Genomic DNA, 22,255 nt, shown 5'->3' on the forward strand with positions numbered 1-22,255 from the left:
ATGATTTTTTAAAAAGTAACCCCTGCGATCAAAGCGATGTTGCTGTAAGGACGGCACTCTCCCGTACGAACAATCACTTTTGCTTGCTGGCATAACTCCTTGAACTCACTGTGAGCGAGCAAATTCCTGCCCCCCAAATCGCCCCGACTGTTGTGCAGATCGATGCCTGACAATGCCGGGCAAGGCGCTAGCAGCAGCTCGTGCGCCAGCACATGACTTTGCACCTGCATCTCACTGAGCACCGTGCTCAGCGTACTGCAAAAATCCGGCACCCCCTGCGTCAGCGCCAGATCAATCAGATCAACGCCCTTGGGCACTGGCAAACCGGCGTCAGCAATAATGACGATGTCACCATGCCCCAGCGAGGCAATAGCCCGGGAGAGCGCGATGTTGAGCAAAGGTGTTTTCTTCATGACGAGGCAAAGTCCTTTATATCCTGCAACCCGGGAATAGAGGGCTGCGCACCTGCACGGGTCACTGACAAGGCGGCCGCGGTCTGGGCAAAGCGGATCGCATCGTCCTCCCCTTTGCCTGCGGCCAGCGCGGCCGAAAAGGCACCTACAAAGGTGTCACCGGCGGCAGTTGCATCAACAGCTTCTACCTTGGGGGCTGCAAAGTGCACGACCCGCTGCGCACTGACCAGCAATGCACCTTGCGACCCCAGCGTCACAATGATGTTGCTCGCCCCTAGTGCCATCAGGCTGCGCGCAGCCAATTCTGCGGACTCAAGGGAGTCGACTGGCACCCCGCTGAGTGCCAGGGCCTCACTTTCATTCGGGATCAAGTAATCAACCAGTGCATACCATTGCACCGGTAACGGCCCGCTGGCGGGAGCTGGATTGAGGACGACAATTTTATCCAGTTCACGCCCGCGCTTGAGGACATGACCGACCGTATCCATCGGCACCTCAAGCTGGCAAATAATGACCTTCGCCCCTTGCAGCATGCCGTCAACCGTCATGATGTCTTGAGCGTCGAGACAGCCATTGGCACCCGGCACCACCACTATGGTGTTCTGACTGTCGGTATCCACCACGATCAGCGCGACACCACTCGCACCCTGCGCCACAGCACGCACCGCCTGACAGTCGATGCCCTCGGCCTCCAGCCCCTCACGCAGTTGCACGCCGTACGCATCGGTGCCTACGCACCCGACCATTGCCACGCTTGCACCCAGACGCGCTGCCGCCACCGCCTGGTTCGCGCCCTTGCCGCCATGGACGGTGCCAAAGGCCTGCCCGAAAACTGTTTCACCCGGACGCGGCAGGCGCTCTGCACGGGTGACCAGGTCCATATTGAGGCTGCCAACCACCACTACATTTGCTTGCATGTATCGACACTCATCCATTGGATTTGCAGGAGGGTTGCACCGGCGCCCCGACATAGGCTGCTGTCGACTCTCGCAACACGATACTTGGCGTCACAATTCGCTGCTCCACCGCCCGCCCGGGCGATGCAATACGACGCAACAATAACTGCGCTGCCATTTCACCCAGTTGCAAAATCGACTGGCCGACAGTCGTCAGCGCCGGGTAGACATAGCGACTCATCTGAACATCATCAAAGCCTATGACTGACAGCTGGTCCGGTACTCGAATATTTCGCTCGGCAGCAGCCCGCAAAACGCCGATGCCCATCATGTCGTTGCAGGCGAAAATAGCCGAAGGCCGGTCGTTTTCCAGCAGCCTGACAGCCGCCTGATAACCCCCGACACTGCTGAAATCACTCTCGATCATCCAGGACCCGGGCGCTGAAATTCCGGCTTCTGCCAACGCCCGCAGATAACCGGCAGTTCGAAGCTGCGCCACACGGGTGATTGCAGGGCCACCAATACAGGCAATGGCCCTGTGCCCCAGATCGAGTAAATGACGGGTGGCCAGATAGGCCCCCAGCTCGTGATCGATCCGCACCAGATCGGCATCGATACCTTCGAGATTGCGATCGACGATGACCATGGGCGTTCGTACACCGACCAGACCGCTCGCCAGCCCGAGGTCTCCACCGGCCGAGGCCACAACCAGCCCATCCACGCGCTTCTCAAGCAATACCCGCAGATAATTGCGCTGTTTGTCAGGATCATCGTCGCAGTTGCACAAAATGACGCAGTAATTGTTGCGCTCGCAATAGTCTTCGATACCTCGCGCCAACTCGGCGAAGTACGGGTTCAGGCTGTTGGCCACCAGCAACCCGATAGTCGCAGTGGTCTTGGCCTTCAAGGAGCGCGCGACAGCACTGGGCACATAATCAAGACGCGCAATGGCCTCCTCCACCTTCAAACGCACCGGCTCACTCACCGGGCGCGTTTTGTTCAGGACATGTGAAACCGTGGTGTAAGAAATGCCGGCCATAGCAGCGACATCTTTAATGGTTGCCATTATTCAGTTCCGTCGCCGTGCACGTTGACTGCGGTAAGTATCCAGGACCACTGCCATCACTATGACAGCACCGGTAATAATACGCTTTGTCGGCTCGGTTGCGCCGATTTGAGCCAGCCCCGCGGCCAATACCGAAATGATCAGCACCCCAAAAAAAGTGCTGATGACGGAGCCGCGCCCGCCCATCAAACTCGTTCCCCCAATCACCACCGCAGCAATAACCTGCAACTCAAGCCCCGATCCCGCATTGGGGTCTGCGGCTTCCAGGCGCGATATCTGAAACAACGCAGCTACGCCTGCAAGCAATCCCATCAAGCTGAAGACCAGGATCTTGTACGGTTTGGGATTGATACCGGACAGGCGAACGGCTTCCTCGTTAGTGCCGATCCCGATCAGATAACGGCCAAACACCGTACGCGTCAGCACCGCCTGAGCCACGACAATGATCAGCAACGCAATGATGAAAGAAGGCGAAATGCCAAATGCAATCGGGTTCGACAACCAGGCGAAAGCATCGCCTATGTAGGCCGTACGTGAGCCCGTCATTTGATAGGCCGCGCCCCGGGCCATTTCCAGAACGCCCAATGAAACAATAAAGGAAGGAATTCGCCAGGCGACACTGATCGACCCCGTGATCGTACCTGCCAGCGCAGCACAAGCCATGCCCAGCAAAGCCGCAGGCAAAATGCCCCAGCCCCACCCCAGAATTGCCACACTGACCGCTGACGCCGCCAATGCCAGTACCGACCCTACCGACAGGTCGATTCCACCAATGATCAATACAAACGTCATCCCGACAGACAGCACCATCAAGTCCGGAATCTGATTGGCCAGCGTGCTCAACGTGTCGTAGGAAAAGAAGTGATCGCTAAGACTTGAGAACAGCACAATCATGGCCAGCAAGGCGCCAGCCAGCCCCAGATAAGTGCCGGTTCCGTAATAGTTGCGTGCACTTTTTTGCACAGCCGCGGTGGACTTCATGAGGCTTCCTTTGGCGTTGCTTCTGCGAGCAACGCATCTCGTGTTTGATAACCTGCAAAAGCGGCTGCCAGCAGCTGCTCCTGACTCCAGTTGTTACGCTCGAACGTTTCTATCAGGCGCCCTGCTGACAGCACGCCGATACGATCACAGATCAACATCAGTTCACGCAGGTCACTCGATACCACCACCAGCGCCCTGCCCTGACGGGTCAGTTCACCAAGCAGACGGTAGATATCAAACTTGGCACCGATATCGATGCCACGAGTGGGCTCATCAAACAGCAAAACCGTACAGTCGCGTTCCAGCCAGCGGCCGATGACCACCTTCTGCTGGTTACCTCCGGAAAGTTGCGACACCACTTGCCCGGGCCCTGAACTGCGGATGCCCATCGCGTCGATCTGGCGTTGCGCCAGCGCAGCCTCCTGCACACCGCTCACCAGCCCCAGACTGGAAACCCGGTGCATATTGCCCAAGCCTATGTTGGCACTGATCGACTGGGTCAATAGCAGGCCCTCACCTTTGCGGTCTTCGGTAATCAGGGCGATCCCTTGTTTGACGGCCTGCGCCGGCGAACGGATCTTGACCACCTGCAGCGGGGACCCGACTGCAACGGTGCCGCTATCTGCCAGATCAGCACCGTAGATCAACCGCAAGAGCTCGGTCCGCCCGGCTCCGATCAAACCTGAAATGCCAAATATTTCGCCCTTTCTGACTTCAAATGAGACATCCCGCACCTTGTCTGACCGACCCAGCGCCGAGACCCTGAGCGCCGTCTCACCCAACTGGCGCGTCCCGAGCTCCAATGCATCGCCCAGTTCGCGCCCTACCATCAGATGGACCAATTGTTCGCTGCTGTAGTTGGCTATCGGCTCAACACACACCAGGCTGCCATCACGCAGCACAGCAATGCGCTGCGCCACCCGCGCCAGCTCTTCCAGCCGATGGGAGATGTAAATAATTGCCACGCCGCGAGCCTGAAGCCGCTCGATCTGAACAAACAGCATCTCGACTTCACGGGCCGTCAGCATGGCCGTCGGCTCATCCAGGATCAGCACATGGCAATCGCCAATCAAATTACGGGCGATTTCCACCATTTGCTGGTGACCAATGCCAAGATCGCCGACCAATGTGTCAGGGTCTATGGACTCCAGGCCTACCTGGGCCATTGCTTCAATGGCGGACTTGCGCAATTGCCTGCGATTGATCCAGCCCAGGTGGCCGGGCAGATTATCCAGAAACAGGTTCTCGGCCACGGTCAGGGTGGGGAGCAGATTGAGCTCCTGCATGACCATACGCACCCCCTGTCGCTCAGCTTCTGAACGACTGCCTGGCGTGTAGGCATGGCCATTGAATTGCATCTGCCCCTGGGTCGGTAACTCCAGACCGGCGATGACTTTTGACAGCGTGCTTTTTCCGGCGCCATTTTCGCCCGTCAAGGCCAGCACTTCACCGCGATACAACGCCAGATCGATGCCCGTCAAAACGGGTTGCGTATAGGTTTTGCCGATCCCGCTGACTGACAGGACCACGCTGGCATTGGGAGCAGACATAAAACTTCTCCGGGCACCTGCCCGACCGGGCAGGTGTCTGTGACAGCGAATGGGACTATTTTTTGGTTATCAGCTCGACCGGAGTATCAATCACGCCATCCTTGAGGTTCTCCACCGGCTCGTTCTTGAGCAGCTTGAGCGCGGTCTGGATGCCATACACGGCCTGTTCGGCAGCCGCCTGATCAGCCGTGGCAAGCACACGGCCGTCCTCCAGCATCGGCTTGATCGCATCAATGTTGTCATAGCCCACGACTTGCACCTTGCCTGCTTTACCCGCCGCACGGATTGCCGACACTGCCCCTACGGCCATGTTGTCATTGCCCGCCAGCAGCGCCTTCAGGTTCGGATATTCACTGAGCATGGCCGCAGCTTTTTTGTTGCCGCCGTCGATTTCCCAGTCGCCCGATTGCGTCGACACAATTTTCATCCCTGCGGCGTCCATTGCATCCTTGAAGCCTGCGGTACGCATTTGCGCATTGGTGGTGGTCGATACACCTTCAATGATGCCCACCTCATCGCCCGGCTTCAGCTGCTTCGCCAGATAGTCCCCGACTTCACGCGCGCCCTTTCTGTTATTCGGGCCCACGAACGGTACTTCGATACCTTTGCTTTTCAGCACTTCGGGGTCGAGCTGGTTATCGATATTGACCACTACGATTCCGCGATCCCGGGCTTTCTTGATCGCCGAAACCAGTGCTTTGGAGTCTGCAGGAGCAATTACCAGCGCATCGACTTTGGCGATGATCATCTGATTGATTATGTCAATTTGACCGGCTGTGTCGGTTTCATTCTTGATTCCGTTGGAGACCAGATCGAAATCCGCAGAATGAGCCTTTTGATAGGCCTTGCCACCGTCCTGCATCGTGACAAAGAACTCGTTGGCCAACGACTTCATCACCAAACCCACCTTGGGTTTTTGAGCAGTATCGGCGTGAGCAACAGAGAGGGTCAGGGAGGCTGCGGCCAACATGGCGACAGCGAGAAGGCGTCCAGCAAAGGGCAGCTTCATGGCAGTAACTCCGATCTTATGATTATTGTGAGCAACGTCCGGCCCGGATAAAGCCTGAAAAAATACAGGGTCAGAGCCCAGAGAATACGGCTCTAAAAGCACCGCGCAAACGTTTGCTTGAACCTCACTATGTAAAGCGGTTGGTTTTTTGTCAACGTGAAAAACAGACTGTAACGAGCCGACAAGCGGTCGAGTCTCCGAACAAATAACCGCCCGCTGTTCGGAAATCCGTCCAGAACTGCCCAATGTAAAAAACAAACAATAATTTATTCATATAAATCAAATAGTTAGACGCATCAAAAATACACTTTGCAGTGGCACAGTTAGTGCTTTGTTAGGCAACGCGTGCGCAAGAGAAGGCACGTGCGGTGCTCGATGTCGGTACATCAGCAAGCCCACCAATAAGAGAGAAAATAATGAAACCTGCTGTGTTAAAAACCATTGTTCCGGCCGCCCTGGCCTTTCTGTTGGCCATGCCTGCCGTTCAGGCACAAGAGACCACCAAACCTAACGTTGTCATCCTGGCAACCGGCGGCACTATTGCCGGCGCAGGTGCCAGCGCAGCCAACAGCGCGACCTACACCGCCGCCAAAGTGGGTATCGACCAACTGATTGCCGGTGTTCCCGAACTGAGCCAATTGGCAAACGTACGCGGCGAGCAAGTCATGCAAATCGCGTCCGAAAGCATCACCAACGACAATTTGCTGCAATTGGGCCGCCGCGTCGCCGAACTGGCTGACAGCGAGGATGTCGATGGCATCGTCATCACTCACGGCACCGATACCCTCGAAGAAACTGCCTACTTCCTCAACCTGGTCGAAAAAACCGACAAGCCGATCATCGTCGTCGGCTCCATGCGCCCGGGCACTGCCATGTCCGCAGACGGCATGCTCAACCTGTACAACGCCGTGGCGGTAGCCGGCAGCAAAGAAGCACGGGGCAAAGGTGTACTGGTCACCATGAACGACGAGATCCAGTCGGGCCGTGATGTCACCAAATCAATGAACATCAAGACCGAAGCATTCAAGAGCCCTTGGGGCCCGCTCGGCATGGTGGTTGAAGGTAAATCTTACTGGTTCCGCTTGCCGGCCAAGCGTCACACCATGGATTCCGAGTTCGACATCAAAAACATCAAGTCCCTGCCAAACGTAGGCATCGCCTACTCCTATGGCAACGTCGACGACACTGCCTACAAAGCCTTTGCACAGGCCGGCGCCAAAGCCATCATCCACGTTGGCACAGGCAACGGTTCCGTGTCCTCGCGTGTAGTGCCTACCCTGCAGGCCCTGCGCAAAGACGGCATCCAAATCATCCGTTCTTCCCACGTTAATAACGGCGGATTCGTACTGCGTAACGCAGAACAACCTGACGACAAATACGACTGGGTTGTCGCCCACGACCTGAACCCGCAAAAAGCCCGCATCCTGGCCATGGTCGCCCTGACCAAAACCCAAGACAGCAAAGAACTGCAGCGGATGTTCTGGGAGTATTGATCTGATCCACGCCGGACACTGCCCAGTGCCCGGCGTTGAAACCACTCAACCTCCCCGGTGAGTGGTCCAATTAATTGATTTTTCTCCCCTTCTCGCACTAAACCGAAAAAACGCAGTCCGATCCGCAGCCAAATGAATTCAAACAGTTGCCAAATCCCATACAGTTAAATACTGTATGCCCATACAGCAACCAAGGATCGCATCATGGCTAAAAAACCGGTCAAAGCGCCACCCCTTCCAAGCCCCTACGAAATTTTCGGAACCCGCATACAAAAAATCATCAGCTCGCCTAAAGCTCAAAAAGACAAAATGGCGGTGCTTGAACGACTGGAGGGCGACAATCCCGAATTCTGGGAGCGCCTGTTAGAAGAGATCTCCGAAAACGACAATGTCACAATCGCCCATCGCGATGATGGCGGGGTCAATGTTTTCTGGACCGTACCAGAGGAAGATTGAGTCAATGAGGGTTCGTATACTGGCATTAGCCAGCCTCTTTACCGCTATAAGTGCCCATGCTGCGGCTCCGCAGACCTTCAGCGAAGCCAAGAAAGTCGCCTGGAAACTCTATGCACCACAGTCCACCGAGTTCTATTGTGGCTGTAAATACACCGGCAATCGGGTGGATCTCAAAGCCTGCGGGTATGTACCCAGGAAGAACGCCAATCGTGCAGCCCGTATCGAGTGGGAACACATAGTTCCCGCCTGGCAAATTGGCCACCAGCGCCAATGCTGGCAAAGCGGCGGTCGAAAAAACTGCACCCGCCACGACCCGGTCTACAAAGTGGCAGAGGCCGACCTGCACAACCTGGTGCCCAGCATCGGCGAGGTCAACGGAGACCGAAGCAACTTCAGTTTTGGCTGGCTCCCCGCGCAGGCGGGCCAATACGGTTCATGCCTGACCCAGGTCGACTTCAAGGCCAAGAAGGTCATGCCCCGGCCGTCAATTCGCGGCATGATTGCACGCACCTACTTCTACATGAGCAAACGCTACGACCTGCGCCTGTCCAAGCAAGATCGGCAACTGTATGAAGCGTGGAACAAGACCTATCCGGTCCAGGCCTGGGAGCGTCAACGGAATCAGGCCGTAGCCTGCGTCATGGGCCGTGGTAACGAGTTCGTCGGCCCGGTCAACCTCAAAGCCTGCGGCTGAGAGCATTGCCTGCGCCACGCCTTGAACCCTGAACACCGGCAGGATTCAAGGCAGCTTGCACTCCCGTAACCGACCCCTTTCACCCGCTCATTTGTTGCTGAACCGGCATTGCTCAACTATTACTCAGGGAATGATAAAGCACCCACGATTTGACCAGAGACAACAGGTAGTCAACGAGCTCGTCCAGCGTATCGAAAGCGGTCTATTGGCAGACGGCCATCCCCTCCCCGGCGAAGAGCAACTAGCCTTGGAACTGCGGGTTAGCACCGGCACGCTACGCGAAGCGCTGGCCGAGCTGGAAAGGCGCAGATACATCGCCATGCAGGCCGAAGGCAGCGCCATCGTCACCTACGACGGCATTACCCTCGACCAGAATAACGGCTGGACTCAGGCCCTGGCCAACACAGGCGCCAGGATCTGCACTGAGCTTCTGCAACTCCAGACCCTGGAGCGCCCGGAGCTGGCACCTCAATTTGGCTTGAGCCGATTCGTCATTCTGGTTCGCCGCCGCCGTGACAATGACACCGCCATTTCCCTGGAGCGCTCGCTCATGCCCGCCACCGGCGGCCTCGAAGGCCTGCCACGAACCGGACTGATAGATGACTCGCTGACTATCACTTTGGCCGCCTACGGCTTTGTAGCCGAGAGCGGTGATCAATGGATCAGCGCGGCCCCCCTCGGTGCAGAAGACGCGTTGCTCCTGGGACGAACCGCAGGAACCGTTTTCCTCAAGGCCCTGCGCACAACTTTCGACCGGCACGGGCGCTTTATGGAACAGGTAGAAAGCTGGCTGGATCCTCAGCACTTCCGGATGTACCAATCTCTGGGCGCCAAAGGCATTGATCACACCTGATGATGCCGTGACCCGGTGTACTGCCTGCAAAAAACCCATCCGCAATCCGACCAAAGACTGCAAGTGAATCTCTACAAAAACTTCATGAAACGCTGGAAAAAGCCCAAAGTGCTGTTTTAACCTTACACTTTGGCTCCCCTCCAGAGACACCAGCGCCCGATACCTCCTGCAAGAGGTCGGGCTACTTGCGTGCATGCAGGGGAGCGCTCTCCTGACTTGTGACGATACTTTTGAAACTCATCATTATTGCTGTTTACGTTTTGTCCATTGCGCATGTGCACCTGCGGGGCAAAGTTCGCCATAAACTGGGGCGCCAGCTGAGCGATCACTCGACCTTCCTGGCGCCCATCAACTGCTTCCTGTATTTGTTCTCCAAAGTTCCCAGCCAGCCTTATTTGAAACCGGCAGATTTCCCGCAGTTACAACCCTTGCAGGATCACTGGATGGAGATCCGCGACGAAGCGCGCAACTTGATGCAGGCAGGCGAAATCAAACGATCTGAGCAACCGAATGATGTCGGTTTCAACTCGTTCTTCAAGAGTGGCTGGAAGCGCTTTTATCTCAAGTGGTATGGCGACAATCATCCGTCGGCAGTTGAAATGTGCCCACGCACCATTGAGCTGCTCAACGGTATCGGCATCATCAAGGCGGCCATGTTTGCCGAGTTGCCACCCGGTTCAAAGCTGGTACGTCATCGCGACCCCTATGCGGGCTCGTTGCGCTTTCACCTGGGCCTGGACACCCCGAATGATCCGGGCTGCTATATCAACGTCGACGGGCAGAACTACTCCTGGCGTGACGGCGAAGCCGTGATGTTTGACGAAACCTTCATCCATTACGCCGAAAACACCACCGCTGAGAATCGCATCATCCTGTTCTGCGATGTGGAGCGCCCCATGCAATATCGCTGGGCAGCAGCCTTCAATCAGTGGTTCAGCCGCACGGTCATGGCGTCGGCCAGCGCCCCCAACGATACCGGCGATAAAACCGGAGCCCTGAACCGCGCGTTTACCAGGCTGTACAAAATCCGCCTGCGCGGCAAGGAACTGAAAAAACGCAATCGCACGCGCTACTACCTGGAAAAATGGGCGATTTTCGGCGGCTTGATGGCGTTGTTTCTGGTCATCTAGCCCCCCTGCCTCGCGATGCGCTTGAGGCTATCGCGAGGCAGGCTCGCTCCTACCGAGCAGATGCCACCGCCACAAGGTGGCCAGCAACCCCGCCACGCACACTATGAGCAGGTACTCACCTGACAATCAGCGGTGGCAAGGTCCCCAGTAGTGAAACAGCAGCCACGGCCATCAAGCCAAATAACCACTCAAGCGCCACACTGTTGCGCAAGACAGCAAAGTGGCCAGCGCGGCTCATCAGCAGATTGAACAACGCCAGCAACAGCATCACGCCAACCAGGGCCACTTTAATCAGCAGGATCAGTGCGAAACCTTCGAACAGCGGCGTAGGCCAAAGTGCACCTGTCAGAACCCGGGTATTGATAAGACCGGTCACAATGATCCCGGCCACCAGCACAAACCCCAGATTGCTGAAGCGCCGCAGCACCCGATCCACACTTTGCCCGGCAGGACGAGTGAGCAGCAGCAACAACCCCGACAAGCCGCCAACCCAGGCCCCGACACACATCAGGTGAATGAACTGGTTGAGCATCAGCAGTTGACCGCGCCAGCCATCCAGCATCGCGCCATGCCCCACTGGCGCCAGGGTGGCCAGCAACAGCACGCTGAAGATCCACGCGGCCTTAAAACCGGAATTTGCATAAAGCGCAACGAGCAACAACACATTGAACAGCAGGTGCCCGGCCCAGACCTGACCAAAAAAAGTGCTGCCCAACACCAGCCAGAGAGTGTCGGGGTCCAGGGTCTCAGGCCAGCTGCCGGCCATCGAATGGGTGGTCAGCAGTAACCAGGCCAGGCCGCTGACCAACGCCAGCCAGGCCAGAGCGCAGCAAAATCTGTGCAACAGACCATCAATCGCAGGTGACGGCTTGATCGCCAGCAGCAAGGGCCTGAATGCGCTGACGCCAAAAATCAGCAGCACAGCGCAGAAATGCACAAATCGGCATACAACCATGTCGCTGACCATCAACTCAGTTGCCCACCGTGAAGCCGTACTGACCAGCGCTGTTATGGGTGTCAACCGACACGGCCTTCCAGTCCACGCTGTACTTGCCTGCTGGCAACGCTTGAGCCGGGGTCACAATCAGCACCTTCTTGTTACCGGGTTCTGTCTTGATGCTGCTTACAGCAACCGGCGCGCCGTCGTGGCTGAGGGTCACCTTGGTGAACTTTTCTTCAACCCCCTCGCTGAAGGTCAGGCGCACTTCATTGGCAGTGGCGACCGTGCTGTCGGCCGCAGGTGTCGACTGTTGCAGATGGGCATGGGCAGAGGCCGAGCCGGCACCGGCCAGCAGTGTCAGCAACGCAGCGGTATTAAGGATTTTTTTCAAGAGGACAGCAGACATGGCGAAGTACCTTGAGATAGAAATGCGCAGTGATAATACTCGCCTAATCTCAATTGAGGGGCACCCGCCCCCTGCAAATGCGAGCAACACAGGTGCCGCCTGTTACTGCAACGCATTACCCGCAAGGACTTCATCATGCCCATCCGCCTGAGTTTTATCTGTCATGCCCGCACTGAAGCCCAGCGTCTGGGCCGCTTTGCTCTGGATGAACCGGCTGACCCCAAGGGATTGCTGCAAGCGCAGGAAATGGCTGCGGCCTTGAAGAAGCCTGTGCGAATTCTTTGCGCCCCCGAAACCCGAACCTTGCAAACTGCCCAGGCGCTGGGTGACGACATCGAGATCGTGCCGGCGCTGGAGGATTACGACTTCGGCGAGTGGCGAGGCTTGCGCCTGGTCGACCTGCAGCAAAGTATTCCCCAGGTACTCGCCGACTGGACCAACAACCCCGGGTCGGCGCCCCATGCTGGCGAGTCGGTAGAAGCCCTGTGCCTGCGGGTCGGCGCCTGGCTCGATGAGTTTCGCGAGGAAGGCCATTTTGCGGTCGTGACCCACCCCTTCGTCATCCGCGCCGCCATCCTGCATGCGCTGGCCGCAAGCAGCGCATCCTTCAACCTGATTGATGTAGAACCACTGTCCAGGGTCGAGTTGCGTTTTAACGAACGCTGGCGGCTGCGGGTCTGAATCACTCCTCCAGCGTCAGCCCACCCGGCGGCAACGGCAGCGCCGTTTTGTAGCGCACCTGTTTCAGGGCGAAGCTGGACCGGATGTTCGCAACCCCGGGCACTTTGGTCAAAAAGTCCATCATGAAGCGTTCCAGCGCCTGAATGCTCGGCACCAGCACCCGGATCAGATAATCCGGGTCGCCGGCCATCAAATAGCACTCCATGACTTCGTGACGATCCGAGATCGCCGCCTCAAATTTTTGCAAGGCTTCTTCAACCTGTTTCTCCAGACTGACATGGATGAACACATTCACGTGCAGGCCCAGCATGTCGGCGTCCAGCAAGGTGACTTGCTCACGAATCAGCCCGCGTTCTTCCATGGCCTTTACCCGATTGAAACAGGGTGTGGGGGACAAGTTGACCGAACGTGCAAGGTCCGCATTGGTGATGCGCGCATTCTGCTGAAGGCTGTTGAGAATCCCGATATCCGTTCGATCTAGCTTGCGCATGAGACAAAAGCACCTGTTTTTTGTGTTTATAAAGAATTCTTATCCTTAATCGCTGCAAAGCACAACGAACTACAGAGAAATATTCTTCACTGTCAGGAATATGATTGTTGTAGGACAAAATCCGGCTTGATCACCCGCCGGATTTTCGACGCAAAAACTAGCTCCCGCGCCTAATAAACACGACAAGATCGAGCGTAGAGAAAGCCATGACTGAATATGCACCGCTGCGCCTGCACGTTCCCGAACCCTCCGGCCGTCCAGGCTGCAAGACCGATTTCAGCTACCTTCGCCTGACCGATGCCGGTCTGGTGCGCAAACCCCCTGTCGATGTAGAGCCTGCCGATACCGCCGATCTGGCCAAAGGCCTGATTCGCGTGCTCGACGATCAGGGCCAGGCACTCGGCCCCTGGGCAGAAGGCGTCTCGACCGAGATCCTGCGGGCGGGCATGCGCGCCATGCTCAAAACGCGGATTTTCGACACCCGGATGGTGGTTGCCCAGCGTCAGAAAAAAATGTCGTTCTATATGCAAAGCCTTGGCGAAGAAGCCATTGGCAGCGCCCAGGCCCTGGCCTTGAACATCGACGACATGTGCTTCCCGACCTACCGCCAGCAGAGCATTTTGATGGCCCGCGACGTGCCTCTGGTGGATCTGATCTGCCAGTTGCTGTCCAACGAACGCGATCCACTTAAAGGCCGTCAGTTGCCGATCATGTATTCGGTCCGGGACTACGGCTTTTTCAGTATTTCCGGGAACCTCGCGACCCAATTCATGCAGGCGGTCGGCTGGGGCATGGCATCGGCGATCAAGGGCGACACCAAAATCGCCTCCGCCTGGATCGGTGATGGCGCCACCGCCGAATCGGACTTTCACACCGCCCTGACCTTTGCCCACGTCTACCGCGCGCCGGTGATCCTTAACGTGGTGAATAACCAGTGGGCCATTTCGACCTTCCAGGCGATTGCCGGTGGCGAAGCCACCACCTTCGCCGGACGTGGCGTGGGCTGCGGCATTGCCTCGCTGCGCGTCGACGGTAACGACTTCATCGCGGTGTACGCCGCCTCGGTCTGGGCCGCGGAGCGCGCACGACGCAATCTGGGGCCGACACTGATTGAGTGGGTCACGTATCGCGCCGGCCCGCACTCCACTTCTGACGACCCTTCCAAGTACCGTCCTGCCGATGACTGGAGCCACTTCCCGCTGGGCGATCCGATCATTCGCCTCAAACAGCACCTGATTGCCACTGGCAACTGGTCCGAGGAAGAACACGCAGCCGTCAGCGCCGAACTCGAAGCCGAAATCATTGGTGCACAGAAAGAAGCCGAGCGATTTGGCACCCTGGCCGGCGGCCAGATGCCAAGCGCGGCGACGATCTTTGAGGACGTGTACAAGGACATGCCCGAGCACTTGCGTCGGCAACGTCAGGAATTGGGGTTATAACCAGATGAACGACAACAATAAAATTCTGATGGAGAACGCCGTGAGCACCAGCACCATGACGATGATCCAGGCCCTGCGCTCGGCCATGGATGTGATGCTTGAGCGCGACGACAATGTGGTGATATTTGGCCAGGACGTGGGCTACTTCGGCGGCGTATTTCGTTGCACCGAAGGCCTGCAGGCCAAATACGGCAGCTCGCGGGTGTTCGACGCCCCGATCTCGGAAAGCGGCATCGTCGGCGCCGCCGTCGGTATGGGCGCCTATGGCCTGCGCCCGGTTGCCGAAATCCAGTTTGCCGACTACTTCTACCCGGCATCCGACCAGATCGTTTCCGAAGCGGCCCGCTTGCGCTACCGCTCGGCCGGTGAGTTTATCGCCCCCATGACCCTGCGCATGCCCTGCGGCGGCGGCATCTATGGCGGCCAGACCCACAGCCAGAGCCCGGAAGCCATGTTCACCCAGGTATGCGGCCTGCGCACCGTCATGCCGTCCAACCCCTACGACGCCAAAGGCCTGCTGATTGCCGCCATCGAAAACGATGACCCGGTGATCTTCCTGGAACCAAAACGCCTGTACAACGGCCCCTTTGACGGCCACCACGAACGCCCGGTGACCCCGTGGTCCAAGCACCCGGCCAGTGCCGTACCCGATGGCTATTACACTGTGCCGCTGGATTGCGCCGCGATCGTGCGCCCCGGCACTGAAGTCACCATCCTGACCTACGGCACCACCGTCTATGTGGCCCAGGTCGCTGCCGAAGAAACCGGCATCGACGCTGAAGTCATCGATCTGCGCAGCCTGTGGCCGCTGGATCTGGACGCCATTGTCACCTCCGTGAAAAAAACCCGCCGTTGCGTCGTCGTGCACGAAGCCACCCGCACCTGCGGTTTTGGCGCCGAGCTGATTGCGCTGGTTCAAGAGCACTGCTTCCACTATCTGGAAGCACCTATTGAACGCGTCACAGGCTGGGATACGCCTTATCCGCATGCTCAGGAATGGGCTTACTTCCCGGGCCCTGCACGGGTCGGTGCGGCTTTGCAACGGGTTATGGAGGTCTGAATGGGTACGCACGTTATCAAGATGCCGGACATTGGCGAAGGCATTGCGCAAGTAGAACTGGTGGAATGGTTTGTCAAAGTCGGTGACATGGTCAGCGAAGACCAGGTGGTCGCCGATGTGATGACCGACAAGGCCACCGTGGACATTCCCTCCCCGGTAGCGGGCAGAGTCCTGGCTCTGGGCGGCCAGCCCGGCGAGGTAATGGCCGTAGGCAGCGAGCTGATTCGTATCGAAGTCGAAGGCGCGGGTAACCTGCGCGAAAGTGCTCAGCCGGCCGCTGCTGCAGAACCGCTGGCCGCCGCCCCGAAAGCTGCGCCACAGGCCCGGGTCGAAGTGGCGCTGGTCACGGCCCCGGCAATCAAGCCTGCTGCGGCCCAACGGCCTGCGCCTGTAGCCCGCGAAGCCAATGAACGTCCGCTGGCCTCCCCCGCCGTGCGAAAACGCGCCTGGGATGCCGGCATCGAATTGCGCTTTGTCATCGGCAGCGGCCCGGCAGGACGTGTGCTGCACGACGACCTTGAGGCTTATCTGGCGCAAGACAACACCTGCGTCGCGGCACCGGCCAGCGGTTATGCCAAACGCAACGATGAACAACAGATCCCGGTGATCGGCCTGCGCCGCAAAATCGCCCAGCGCATGCAGGAGGCCAAGCGCCGCGCCGCACACTTCAGTTATGTCGAAGAAGTCGACGTCACTGCCCTTGAAGAACTGCGCGCGCAGCTCAATCAAAAATGGGGCGAAAGCCGGGGCAAGCTGACCCTGTTGCCGTTTCTGGTACGGGCGATGGTGGTGGCCTTGCGCGACTTTCCGCAAATCAACGTTCGGTATGACGATGAAGCGCAAATCATCACCCGCTTTGGCGCCGCCCACATCGGAGTTGCCGCGCAAAGCGACGGCGGCTTGATGGTGCCGGTGGTCCGACACGCCGAAACCCTGACCCTGTGGGGCGCGGCCAATGAAATCACGCGCCTGGCCAACGCCGTGCGCGCCGGCAAGGCGACCCGTGAAGAACTCAGCGGCTCGACCATTACCCTGACCAGCCTTGGCGCACTGGGCGGAATCGTCAGTACCCCGGTGGTCAACCTGCCCGAAGTCGCGATTGTCGGGGTCAATCGCATCGTCGAACGGCCAGTGGTAGTCAAAGGCCAGATCGTGATCCGCAAAATGATGAACCTCTCCAGCTCCTTCGACCATCGGGTAGTGGACGGCATGGACGCAGCGCAATTTATCCAGGCCATGCGTGGCTTGCTCGAACAACCAGCCACCCTGTTTCTGGAGTGAACATGCAGCCAACCCAACACACCACGCTGCTGATTATCGGTGGCGGCCCTGGCGGCTACGTGGCTGCCATCCGCGCCGGCCAGCTGGGAATTGCAACAGTCCTGATCGAAGGTCAGGCGCTGGGCGGTACCTGCCTGAACGTCGGTTGCATCCCGTCCAAGGCGCTGATCCATGTGGCCGAGCAATTTCACACCACCCAAGGCTACAGCAATAACAGTTCGCCACTGGGGATCAAGACCCAGGCCCCGACCCTCGACATTGGCCAGAGCGTTCAGTGGAAAAACGGCATCGTTGATCGCCTGACCAGCGGCGTCGGTGCGTTGCTGAAAAAGAACGGCGTCAAGGTCATCCACGGCTGGGCCAAAATCCTCGATGGCAAGGCGGTTGAAGTCGACGGCCAGCGGATCGAGTGCGAACACCTGTTGCTGGCCACCGGCTCGAAAAGTGTCGACCTGCCGATTCTGCCCATTGGTGGCGCGATTATTTCCTCCACCGAAGCCCTGACCCCCACCAACATACCAAGGCGTCTGACCGTGGTCGGCGCGGGTTATATCGGACTGGAGCTGGGCATTGCCTATCGCAAGCTGGGCGCGGAAGTCACGGTGGTCGAGGCCCGCGACCGGATCCTGCCGACCTACGATAAAGATCTGACCCTGCCCGTTGCCGAGTCCCTCAAGGCATTGGGCATCACTCTGTATCTGGAACATAGCGTCGAAGGCTTCCAGGCCAGCAGCAAAACCCTGTCGATGCGCAATGCCCTGGGCGAAAGCCAGACTCTGGAAACCGACCAGGTCCTGGTCGCAGTGGGACGTCGCCCGCACACCCGGGGCTTCAACCTTGAGACCCTGGCGTTGGCCATGAACGGCCCGGCGCTACGGGTCGACAATCGCTGTCAGACCAGCATGCGCAATGTATGGGCGATTGGCGACCTGACCGGTGAGCCGATGCTGGCTCACCGGGCCATGGCCCAGGGCGAGATGGTCGCCGAGATCATTGCCGGCAAACAGCGCGAATTCTGCCCGACAGCCATTGCCGCGGTGTGCTTTACCGATCCGGAAATTGTCGTGGTCGGTAAATCCCCCGCCGAAGCCGAAGCGGCGGGCCTGGACTACATAAGCGCAAGCTTCCCGTTCAGCGCCAATGGTCGCGCCATGACCCTGGAATCAAAAAGCGGATTCGTGCGGGTTGTTGCGCGGCGTGACAACCACCTGATTCTCGGTTGGCAAGCAGTGGGCGCCGGTGTTTCGGAGCTGTCCACGGCCTTCGGCCAGTCGCTGGAAATGGGGGCTTGCCTGGAAGACATCGCCGGCACCATCCACGCTCACCCGACCCTGGGCGAAGCCGTGCAAGAAGCCGCGCTGCGTGCGCTGGGGCATGCACTACATCTCTAACCCGTAGGAGCGAGCTTGCTCGCGAGCTTTTAACGCTACAACCATAAGCTCGCGAGCAAGCTCGCTCCTACAGATAAGTCGCTGCTGCAGTGCGGCACAGCTTCTGAACAGGCTCCACAAGAACGCCAACATCTCAAAAACGCAGTAAACCCCGTAGGAGCGAGCTTGCTCGCGAGCTTTTTCAACGCTGCAACCATGAGCTCGCGAGCAAGCTCGCTCCTACAGACAAGTCGCTGCTGCAGTGCGGCTCAGCTTCTGAACAAGCTCCACAAGAACGTCAACATCTCAAAAGCGCAGTAAAACCTGTAGGAGCGAGCTTGCTCGCGAGCTTTTTCAACGCTGCAACCATAAGCTCGCGAGCAAGCTCGCTCCTACAGACAAGTCGCTGCTGCAGTGCGGGTCAGCTTCTGAACAAGCTCCACAAGAACGCCAGCAAGCCGCCTAAGGTCGCAATCCCCGCCAGCCAGCCAATTGCCGACAAACCCTGACACACTGGCCCCGCTGCCGCTATTTGCGGACCAAATGCGATCAGCAGCGCGCTGATCAGCAACGCCAGCGACAATCGGGTCGAGGCCAGTCGCAATGAGCGCTCCAACCGTTCCAGCCCCGGCATGTCCACCTTGAGATCCAGCACCCCGTGCTTGAGACGGTGCACCATCAGGCGCGTGAGCTTGGGCAGGTCGCTCAGCACCCCGCGCCCCAGTTCCAGACCGTCGATGCCCAACCCCCTGGCCACTTTCCAGCTGAATTGCTCACGCAGCATTTTCTCGACTGCCGGCTTCGCCGTGGCGATCAAATCCAGATCAGGATCAAGTTGCGTCAATACCCCGTCAGCCGTGATCAGCGCCTTGAACAACACCAGTAAATCCGGCGGCAGCAACAAACGATATTCACGGATCAAACCGAGAAAATCGGTGATCAACGCGCTGATTTTCAATTGCCCCCCTGTGTGGCGCGCCATATATTCGCGGGCGGCCTGTTCGATCAGGGACAGGTCTTGCACGCGCTCCCCGCTCCAGTCAATCAGCACAGCCACAAGGAGCTCGGTACTGCCCTCGGTCAACGCGCGCATGAAATTCATGACCTCAAGGCGCCGTCGCTCATCCAGTCGACCCACCATGCCAAAGTCGATGAAGCCTACGCGGTTATCACTCATTGCCCGCAGGTTGCCCGGGTGCGGGTCGCCATGGAACAACCCGTCCTCCAGCAGCATTTTGATAAAGGCGCGTGCCCCGCGCCTGGCCAGCAAGCCGGGATCAAGCCCTTGTTCGATCAGTGCATCCCGCGCCAAGGGGGTAAAGCTGGGCAAGAATTCCTGCACCAATAACCGCTGGCTACTGAAAGCCCAATAGATACGCGGGATGACGATATGCGGCGTCTGCGCAAAGTTCTGCGCGATGCTGTCGCCGTTCTGCCCCTCCTGAGTGAAGTCCAGCTCCTCCAGCATCGCCCGGGCCAGCTGCCTGACCATCTGGCGCGGCTGATACACCGCCAGCGCGGCATTCTGCTCAACCAGCTGGGCCAGGCTTTCGAGCAACTGCAAGTCGGCGGTCATGGTGTGCCGCAAGCCGGGCCGTTGCACCTTGACCACCACCGCCTCGCCACTCAGTAAACGTGCAAGGTACACCTGGGCCATGGAGGCCGCGGCAAGGGGCTGAGTGTCGAACTCGGCAAATACCTGATCGAGACCGCAGCCCAAATCCTCCAGCACCTGTGCCTCCAGCTCGGCCCATGGCAGGGTTGAGGCCTGACTGTGCAAGGCCTGCAGTTCATTGACCCACTCCGGCCCCAGGATGTCGCGGCGGCTGGCCAGGATCTGCCCGCACTTGATAAACGTTGGCCCCAGCGCTTCCAGGGCCATGCGCACCCGCTGCGGCGTACTGGCCGGCAGCGATTCACCGGGCTCGGCATTGACGTCCACCAGCAAACGGCCCAGGCCCAGACGCAGCAGTACGTCCTGGGCACCGAAGCGCACCAGGGTGGCGACAATCTGATGAAGCCTGCGGTGGTGTTTCAAAGCCGTCCACGAGGAATCAAGCATGGTTACGTGTCCTGTTTAAAGTAGTGCCGGGGCCCGGTCAGACCAAGATTCGGACCTTCAGAGTCGCTGAACATTCGATTAATTAAAGTTCGCCTACGCTTGCAGGCAAGCAAACGCTGTGCGTGATGGCCCAAGACCAGTAGAATCGCGCTCTTTTTTCCAGGGCACTCGCCATGACCTCTCCCAAAACACCGCATGAAGCCGAGTCCCAGACCAGCGATCTGGTCTTTGGTCTCGAAGCCCGTCCCAAGCCATGGATCGCTTTCCTGGCAGCGCTGCAACATCTGCTGGCGATCATTGTTCCTATCGTCACCCCCGGCCTGCTGATTTGCCAGGCGCTGGGCGTCTCGACCCGCGACACCAACATGATTGTGTCCATGTCCCTGGTGATCTCCGGGATTGCCACCTTTGTTCAATGCAAGCGCTTCGGGCCTTTCGGCGCCGGGCTGTTGATCGTGCAAGGCACCAGCTTCAACTTTGTCGGTCCGCTGATCGCGGGCGGCGCGTTGATGGTGAAACAAGGCACCCCGGTTGAAGGGGTGATGGCTGCCATTTTTGGCGTGGTGATTGCCGGTTCCTTTGTCGAAATGGGCATTTCCCGGGTACTGCCGTTTGTAAAACGCATGATCACCCCGCTGGTGACCGGCATCGTCGTACTGATGATTGGCCTGACCCTGATTAAAGTCGGCCTGATCAGCATGGGTGGCGGCTTCACCGCAATGGGCAACGGCACCTTCGCCAATGGCGAAAACCTGATGCTGTCAGGCGTGGTGCTGGCGATTATCGTGATCCTCAACCGCATCCCGCTGGTCTGGATGCGCAGCTGCGCCATCGTCATCGCGCTGGCCGTGGGCTACGCCCTGGCGGGCTACCTCGGACGTCTGGACTTCACCGGCATGCACCAGGCCGAAGTATTCCAGGTACCGGTACCGCTGCACTTTGGCCTGGGCTTCTCGTGGGCCTTGTTCATTCCGATGCTGGTGATTTATCTGGTGACCTCGCTGGAAGCCATTGGTGATGTGACCGCCACCAGCAAGGTCTCGCGCGAACCCGTTGAAGGCCCGGTGTGGATGCAGCGCATCAAGGGCGGCGTGCTGGTCAACGGCGCCAACTCGCTGCTGGCAGGTATTTTCAACACCTTCCCGAGCTCGATCTTTGCCCAGAACAACGGGGTGATTCAGCTGACCGGCATCGCCAGTCGCCATATTGGCGTGTGGATTGCCGGCATGCTGGTGCTGCTGGGGCTGTTTCCCAGCGTTGCTGGTGCCATTCAGGCAGTGCCTGAGCCGGTACTCGGTGGTGCGGCCATGGTGATGTTCGGGGCTGTTGCAGCCTCCGGGATCAATATTCTGGCCAGCACTACACTGGACCGTCGTGCCCTGTTGATCATTGCGGTGTCGCTGGCGCTGGGTCTTGGTGTGTCGCAAGTCCCTGAGTTCCTGGCCCACATGCCCGCCGCCCTGCGCAATGTGCTGGAGTCCGGTGTGGCCACAGGGGGGATTTGCGCCTTGTTACTGAACTGGTTCCTGCCGGAAGCAGAAAAGAAATAACCCGCAATACGACCATCAACGGCAGGATTGCCTTGAGCCATCCTGCCTGGCCTTGAACCGGGCCTGTACCCTGTACCGACCGTCCCTTTGCAACCAGGAGTCTGGCGTGACTGAACCCGGAATCAACCATCAGCAAGCCCTTGATCGCTTTCTCGGCGAGCACCCCGAACTGGCAGCCGAGCTTGAGAAGTTAAACCCCTTGGCCGCCCGTGCGGTGGGCCAATCGATGAAGGAATATCGCCAGGAACGTTTAAACGAAGCCTTCGAGGCCGAGGCTGAACGCCTGGGCTTTTTTGCCTGGGAACTGACGCTGCAATTGACCAGTGCCAGCACCGAGGAGTTTGAGGCCAAACGTCTTGAGGTACACCGCGAGGTGGCACAAATGGCAGGTATGGACTGGGACGAGTATTGCGAGCTGCATGGCCTGTAGGAGCG

General features: G+C 58.5%; 22 protein-coding genes. 12 read left to right on the forward strand and 10 right to left on the reverse strand.

Annotated elements, in window-relative coordinates; genetic code table 11:
• Positions 1 to 8: 8 nt before the first annotated feature.
• From rbsD to JQ848_RS14350, 6 genes are read right to left on the reverse strand one after another with little or no spacing between them, the layout of a single operon-like run.
• Complete coding sequence (rbsD, locus tag JQ848_RS14325) at positions 9 to 413, reverse strand: D-ribose pyranase (RefSeq protein WP_003442157.1); 405 nt, start codon at positions 411 to 413, stop codon at positions 9 to 11.
• A complete protein-coding gene (gene rbsK, locus JQ848_RS14330) occupies positions 410 to 1,330 on the reverse strand; it encodes a ribokinase (protein WP_010656385.1) in 921 nt (306 codons plus the stop codon). The genes rbsD and rbsK overlap by 4 nt, the downstream gene beginning before the upstream one ends.
• Before the next feature lie 10 nt (positions 1,331 to 1,340).
• Complete coding sequence (locus tag JQ848_RS14335) at positions 1,341 to 2,375, reverse strand: LacI family DNA-binding transcriptional regulator (protein WP_010656386.1); 1,035 nt, start codon at positions 2,373 to 2,375, stop codon at positions 1,341 to 1,343.
• Between the two features lie 3 nt (positions 2,376 to 2,378).
• Positions 2,379 to 3,356, reverse strand: coding sequence for an ABC transporter permease (locus tag JQ848_RS14340; RefSeq protein ID WP_003442129.1), 978 nt, complete (start codon positions 3,354 to 3,356; stop codon positions 2,379 to 2,381).
• On the reverse strand, positions 3,353 to 4,906 hold the full coding sequence (locus JQ848_RS14345; RefSeq protein ID WP_003442127.1) for a sugar ABC transporter ATP-binding protein: 1,554 nt from the start codon (positions 4,904 to 4,906) through the stop codon (positions 3,353 to 3,355). Before JQ848_RS14345 ends, JQ848_RS14340 begins: the two co-directional genes overlap by 4 nt.
• Before the next feature lie 55 nt (positions 4,907 to 4,961).
• Positions 4,962 to 5,915, reverse strand: a complete 954-nt coding sequence (locus JQ848_RS14350; protein WP_003442126.1) for a sugar ABC transporter substrate-binding protein — start codon at positions 5,913 to 5,915, stop codon at positions 4,962 to 4,964.
• 416 nt (positions 5,916 to 6,331) lie between these two features.
• On the opposite strand from JQ848_RS14350, the gene JQ848_RS14355 reads away from it, so the two are divergent.
• From JQ848_RS14355 to lpxO, 5 genes are all read left to right on the forward strand, one after another.
• Complete coding sequence (locus JQ848_RS14355) at positions 6,332 to 7,408, forward strand: asparaginase (RefSeq protein WP_003442123.1); 1,077 nt, start codon at positions 6,332 to 6,334, stop codon at positions 7,406 to 7,408.
• Positions 7,409 to 7,612: 204 nt separating this feature from the next.
• Positions 7,613 to 7,864 (forward strand): DUF1654 domain-containing protein, encoded by a 252-nt coding sequence (locus JQ848_RS14360; protein ID WP_003442121.1) that lies wholly within the window; start codon positions 7,613 to 7,615, stop codon positions 7,862 to 7,864.
• Positions 7,865 to 7,868: 4 nt separating this feature from the next.
• Positions 7,869 to 8,558, forward strand: coding sequence for an endonuclease (locus JQ848_RS14365; RefSeq protein ID WP_003442120.1), 690 nt, complete (start codon positions 7,869 to 7,871; stop codon positions 8,556 to 8,558).
• Between the two features lie 130 nt (positions 8,559 to 8,688).
• Entirely contained in the window at positions 8,689 to 9,411 is a 723-nt protein-coding gene (locus JQ848_RS14370) for a GntR family transcriptional regulator (protein WP_127196302.1), read from the forward strand.
• Positions 9,412 to 9,641: 230 nt separating this feature from the next.
• Positions 9,642 to 10,541 carry a lipid A hydroxylase LpxO gene (lpxO, locus tag JQ848_RS14375; RefSeq protein ID WP_003442116.1) on the forward strand — a complete coding sequence of 300 codons (900 nt, stop codon included), beginning with the start codon at positions 9,642 to 9,644 and terminating at the stop codon, positions 10,539 to 10,541.
• A 115-nt stretch (positions 10,542 to 10,656) separates the two neighbouring features.
• Here the strand turns inward: lpxO and copD are convergent, their stop codons facing one another.
• Positions 10,657 to 11,508 carry a copper homeostasis membrane protein CopD gene (gene copD / locus JQ848_RS14380; RefSeq protein WP_003442114.1) on the reverse strand — a complete coding sequence of 284 codons (852 nt, stop codon included), beginning with the start codon at positions 11,506 to 11,508 and terminating at the stop codon, positions 10,657 to 10,659.
• 4 nt (positions 11,509 to 11,512) lie between these two features.
• Positions 11,513 to 11,887 carry a copper homeostasis periplasmic binding protein CopC gene (gene copC / locus JQ848_RS14385; RefSeq protein WP_003442112.1) on the reverse strand — a complete coding sequence of 125 codons (375 nt, stop codon included), beginning with the start codon at positions 11,885 to 11,887 and terminating at the stop codon, positions 11,513 to 11,515.
• Between the two features lie 135 nt (positions 11,888 to 12,022).
• Here copC and JQ848_RS14390 point away from each other — a divergent pair, with 135 nt between their 5' ends.
• Positions 12,023 to 12,568 (forward strand): histidine phosphatase family protein, encoded by a 546-nt coding sequence (locus JQ848_RS14390; RefSeq protein WP_003442110.1) that lies wholly within the window; start codon positions 12,023 to 12,025, stop codon positions 12,566 to 12,568.
• A gap of 1 nt (position 12,569) precedes the next feature.
• On the opposite strand, the gene bkdR is transcribed toward JQ848_RS14390, so the two are convergent.
• Entirely contained in the window at positions 12,570 to 13,058 is a 489-nt protein-coding gene (bkdR, locus tag JQ848_RS14395; protein ID WP_003442107.1) for a Bkd operon transcriptional regulator BkdR, read from the reverse strand.
• Between the two features lie 206 nt (positions 13,059 to 13,264).
• On the opposite strand from bkdR, the gene JQ848_RS14400 reads away from it, so the two are divergent.
• From JQ848_RS14400 to lpdA, 4 genes are read left to right on the forward strand one after another with little or no spacing between them, the layout of a single operon-like run.
• Entirely contained in the window at positions 13,265 to 14,497 is a 1,233-nt protein-coding gene (locus JQ848_RS14400; RefSeq protein WP_003442106.1) for a 3-methyl-2-oxobutanoate dehydrogenase (2-methylpropanoyl-transferring) subunit alpha, read from the forward strand.
• A gap of 4 nt (positions 14,498 to 14,501) precedes the next feature.
• A complete protein-coding gene (locus JQ848_RS14405; RefSeq protein WP_003442104.1) occupies positions 14,502 to 15,557 on the forward strand; it encodes an alpha-ketoacid dehydrogenase subunit beta in 1,056 nt (351 codons plus the stop codon).
• Positions 15,558 to 16,838 (forward strand): dihydrolipoamide acetyltransferase family protein, encoded by a 1,281-nt coding sequence (locus JQ848_RS14410; RefSeq protein ID WP_202210877.1) that lies wholly within the window; start codon positions 15,558 to 15,560, stop codon positions 16,836 to 16,838.
• Positions 16,839 to 16,840: 2 nt separating this feature from the next.
• Positions 16,841 to 18,229: a dihydrolipoyl dehydrogenase gene (gene lpdA, locus JQ848_RS14415; protein WP_202210878.1), complete on the forward strand. Its 1,389-nt coding sequence runs from the start codon at positions 16,841 to 16,843 to the stop codon at positions 18,227 to 18,229.
• 400 nt (positions 18,230 to 18,629) lie between these two features.
• Here lpdA and JQ848_RS14420 read toward each other — a convergent pair whose 3' ends face one another.
• Positions 18,630 to 20,270 (reverse strand): ABC1 kinase family protein, encoded by a 1,641-nt coding sequence (locus JQ848_RS14420; RefSeq protein WP_202210879.1) that lies wholly within the window; start codon positions 20,268 to 20,270, stop codon positions 18,630 to 18,632.
• A 173-nt stretch (positions 20,271 to 20,443) separates the two neighbouring features.
• On the opposite strand from JQ848_RS14420, the gene JQ848_RS14425 reads away from it, so the two are divergent.
• Both JQ848_RS14425 and JQ848_RS14430 read left to right on the forward strand, forming a co-directional pair.
• On the forward strand, positions 20,444 to 21,820 hold the full coding sequence (locus tag JQ848_RS14425; RefSeq protein ID WP_003442097.1) for a nucleobase:cation symporter-2 family protein: 1,377 nt from the start codon (positions 20,444 to 20,446) through the stop codon (positions 21,818 to 21,820).
• A gap of 106 nt (positions 21,821 to 21,926) precedes the next feature.
• Positions 21,927 to 22,250 carry a DUF6388 family protein gene (locus tag JQ848_RS14430; RefSeq protein WP_202210880.1) on the forward strand — a complete coding sequence of 108 codons (324 nt, stop codon included), beginning with the start codon at positions 21,927 to 21,929 and terminating at the stop codon, positions 22,248 to 22,250.
• Positions 22,251 to 22,255 lie beyond the last annotated feature (5 nt).

Source organism: Pseudomonas paraversuta (assembly GCF_904067025.1).
GTDB classification, from domain to species: domain Bacteria; phylum Pseudomonadota; class Gammaproteobacteria; order Pseudomonadales; family Pseudomonadaceae; genus Aquipseudomonas; species Aquipseudomonas paraversuta.

What these genes read in the sequence shown, in the direction of transcription:
- JQ848_RS14420 (WP_202210879.1), bottom strand. Translation starts at nt 20,270, where the DNA reads ATGCTTGATTCCTCGTGGACGGCTTTGAAACACCACCGCAGGCTTCAT.
- JQ848_RS14405 (WP_003442104.1), top strand. Translation starts at nt 14,502, where the DNA reads ATGAACGACAACAATAAAATTCTGATGGAGAACGCCGTGAGCACCAGC.
- JQ848_RS14345 (WP_003442127.1), bottom strand. Translation starts at nt 4,906, where the DNA reads ATGTCTGCTCCCAATGCCAGCGTGGTCCTGTCAGTCAGCGGGATCGGC.
- JQ848_RS14360 (WP_003442121.1), top strand. Translation starts at nt 7,613, where the DNA reads ATGGCTAAAAAACCGGTCAAAGCGCCACCCCTTCCAAGCCCCTACGAA.
- JQ848_RS14425 (WP_003442097.1), top strand. Translation starts at nt 20,444, where the DNA reads ATGACCTCTCCCAAAACACCGCATGAAGCCGAGTCCCAGACCAGCGAT.
- JQ848_RS14355 (WP_003442123.1), top strand. Translation starts at nt 6,332, where the DNA reads ATGAAACCTGCTGTGTTAAAAACCATTGTTCCGGCCGCCCTGGCCTTT.
- JQ848_RS14400 (WP_003442106.1), top strand. Translation starts at nt 13,265, where the DNA reads ATGACTGAATATGCACCGCTGCGCCTGCACGTTCCCGAACCCTCCGGC.
- copD (WP_003442114.1), bottom strand. Translation starts at nt 11,508, where the DNA reads ATGGTCAGCGACATGGTTGTATGCCGATTTGTGCATTTCTGCGCTGTG.
- JQ848_RS14390 (WP_003442110.1), top strand. Translation starts at nt 12,023, where the DNA reads ATGCCCATCCGCCTGAGTTTTATCTGTCATGCCCGCACTGAAGCCCAG.
- JQ848_RS14350 (WP_003442126.1), bottom strand. Translation starts at nt 5,915, where the DNA reads ATGAAGCTGCCCTTTGCTGGACGCCTTCTCGCTGTCGCCATGTTGGCC.
- bkdR (WP_003442107.1), bottom strand. Translation starts at nt 13,058, where the DNA reads ATGCGCAAGCTAGATCGAACGGATATCGGGATTCTCAACAGCCTTCAG.
- JQ848_RS14335 (WP_010656386.1), bottom strand. Translation starts at nt 2,375, where the DNA reads ATGGCAACCATTAAAGATGTCGCTGCTATGGCCGGCATTTCTTACACC.
- rbsD (WP_003442157.1), bottom strand. Translation starts at nt 413, where the DNA reads ATGAAGAAAACACCTTTGCTCAACATCGCGCTCTCCCGGGCTATTGCC.
- JQ848_RS14340 (WP_003442129.1), bottom strand. Translation starts at nt 3,356, where the DNA reads ATGAAGTCCACCGCGGCTGTGCAAAAAAGTGCACGCAACTATTACGGA.
- JQ848_RS14370 (WP_127196302.1), top strand. Translation starts at nt 8,689, where the DNA reads ATGATAAAGCACCCACGATTTGACCAGAGACAACAGGTAGTCAACGAG.
- JQ848_RS14365 (WP_003442120.1), top strand. Translation starts at nt 7,869, where the DNA reads ATGAGGGTTCGTATACTGGCATTAGCCAGCCTCTTTACCGCTATAAGT.
- JQ848_RS14410 (WP_202210877.1), top strand. Translation starts at nt 15,558, where the DNA reads ATGGGTACGCACGTTATCAAGATGCCGGACATTGGCGAAGGCATTGCG.
- rbsK (WP_010656385.1), bottom strand. Translation starts at nt 1,330, where the DNA reads ATGCAAGCAAATGTAGTGGTGGTTGGCAGCCTCAATATGGACCTGGTC.
- lpdA (WP_202210878.1), top strand. Translation starts at nt 16,841, where the DNA reads ATGCAGCCAACCCAACACACCACGCTGCTGATTATCGGTGGCGGCCCT.
- copC (WP_003442112.1), bottom strand. Translation starts at nt 11,887, where the DNA reads ATGTCTGCTGTCCTCTTGAAAAAAATCCTTAATACCGCTGCGTTGCTG.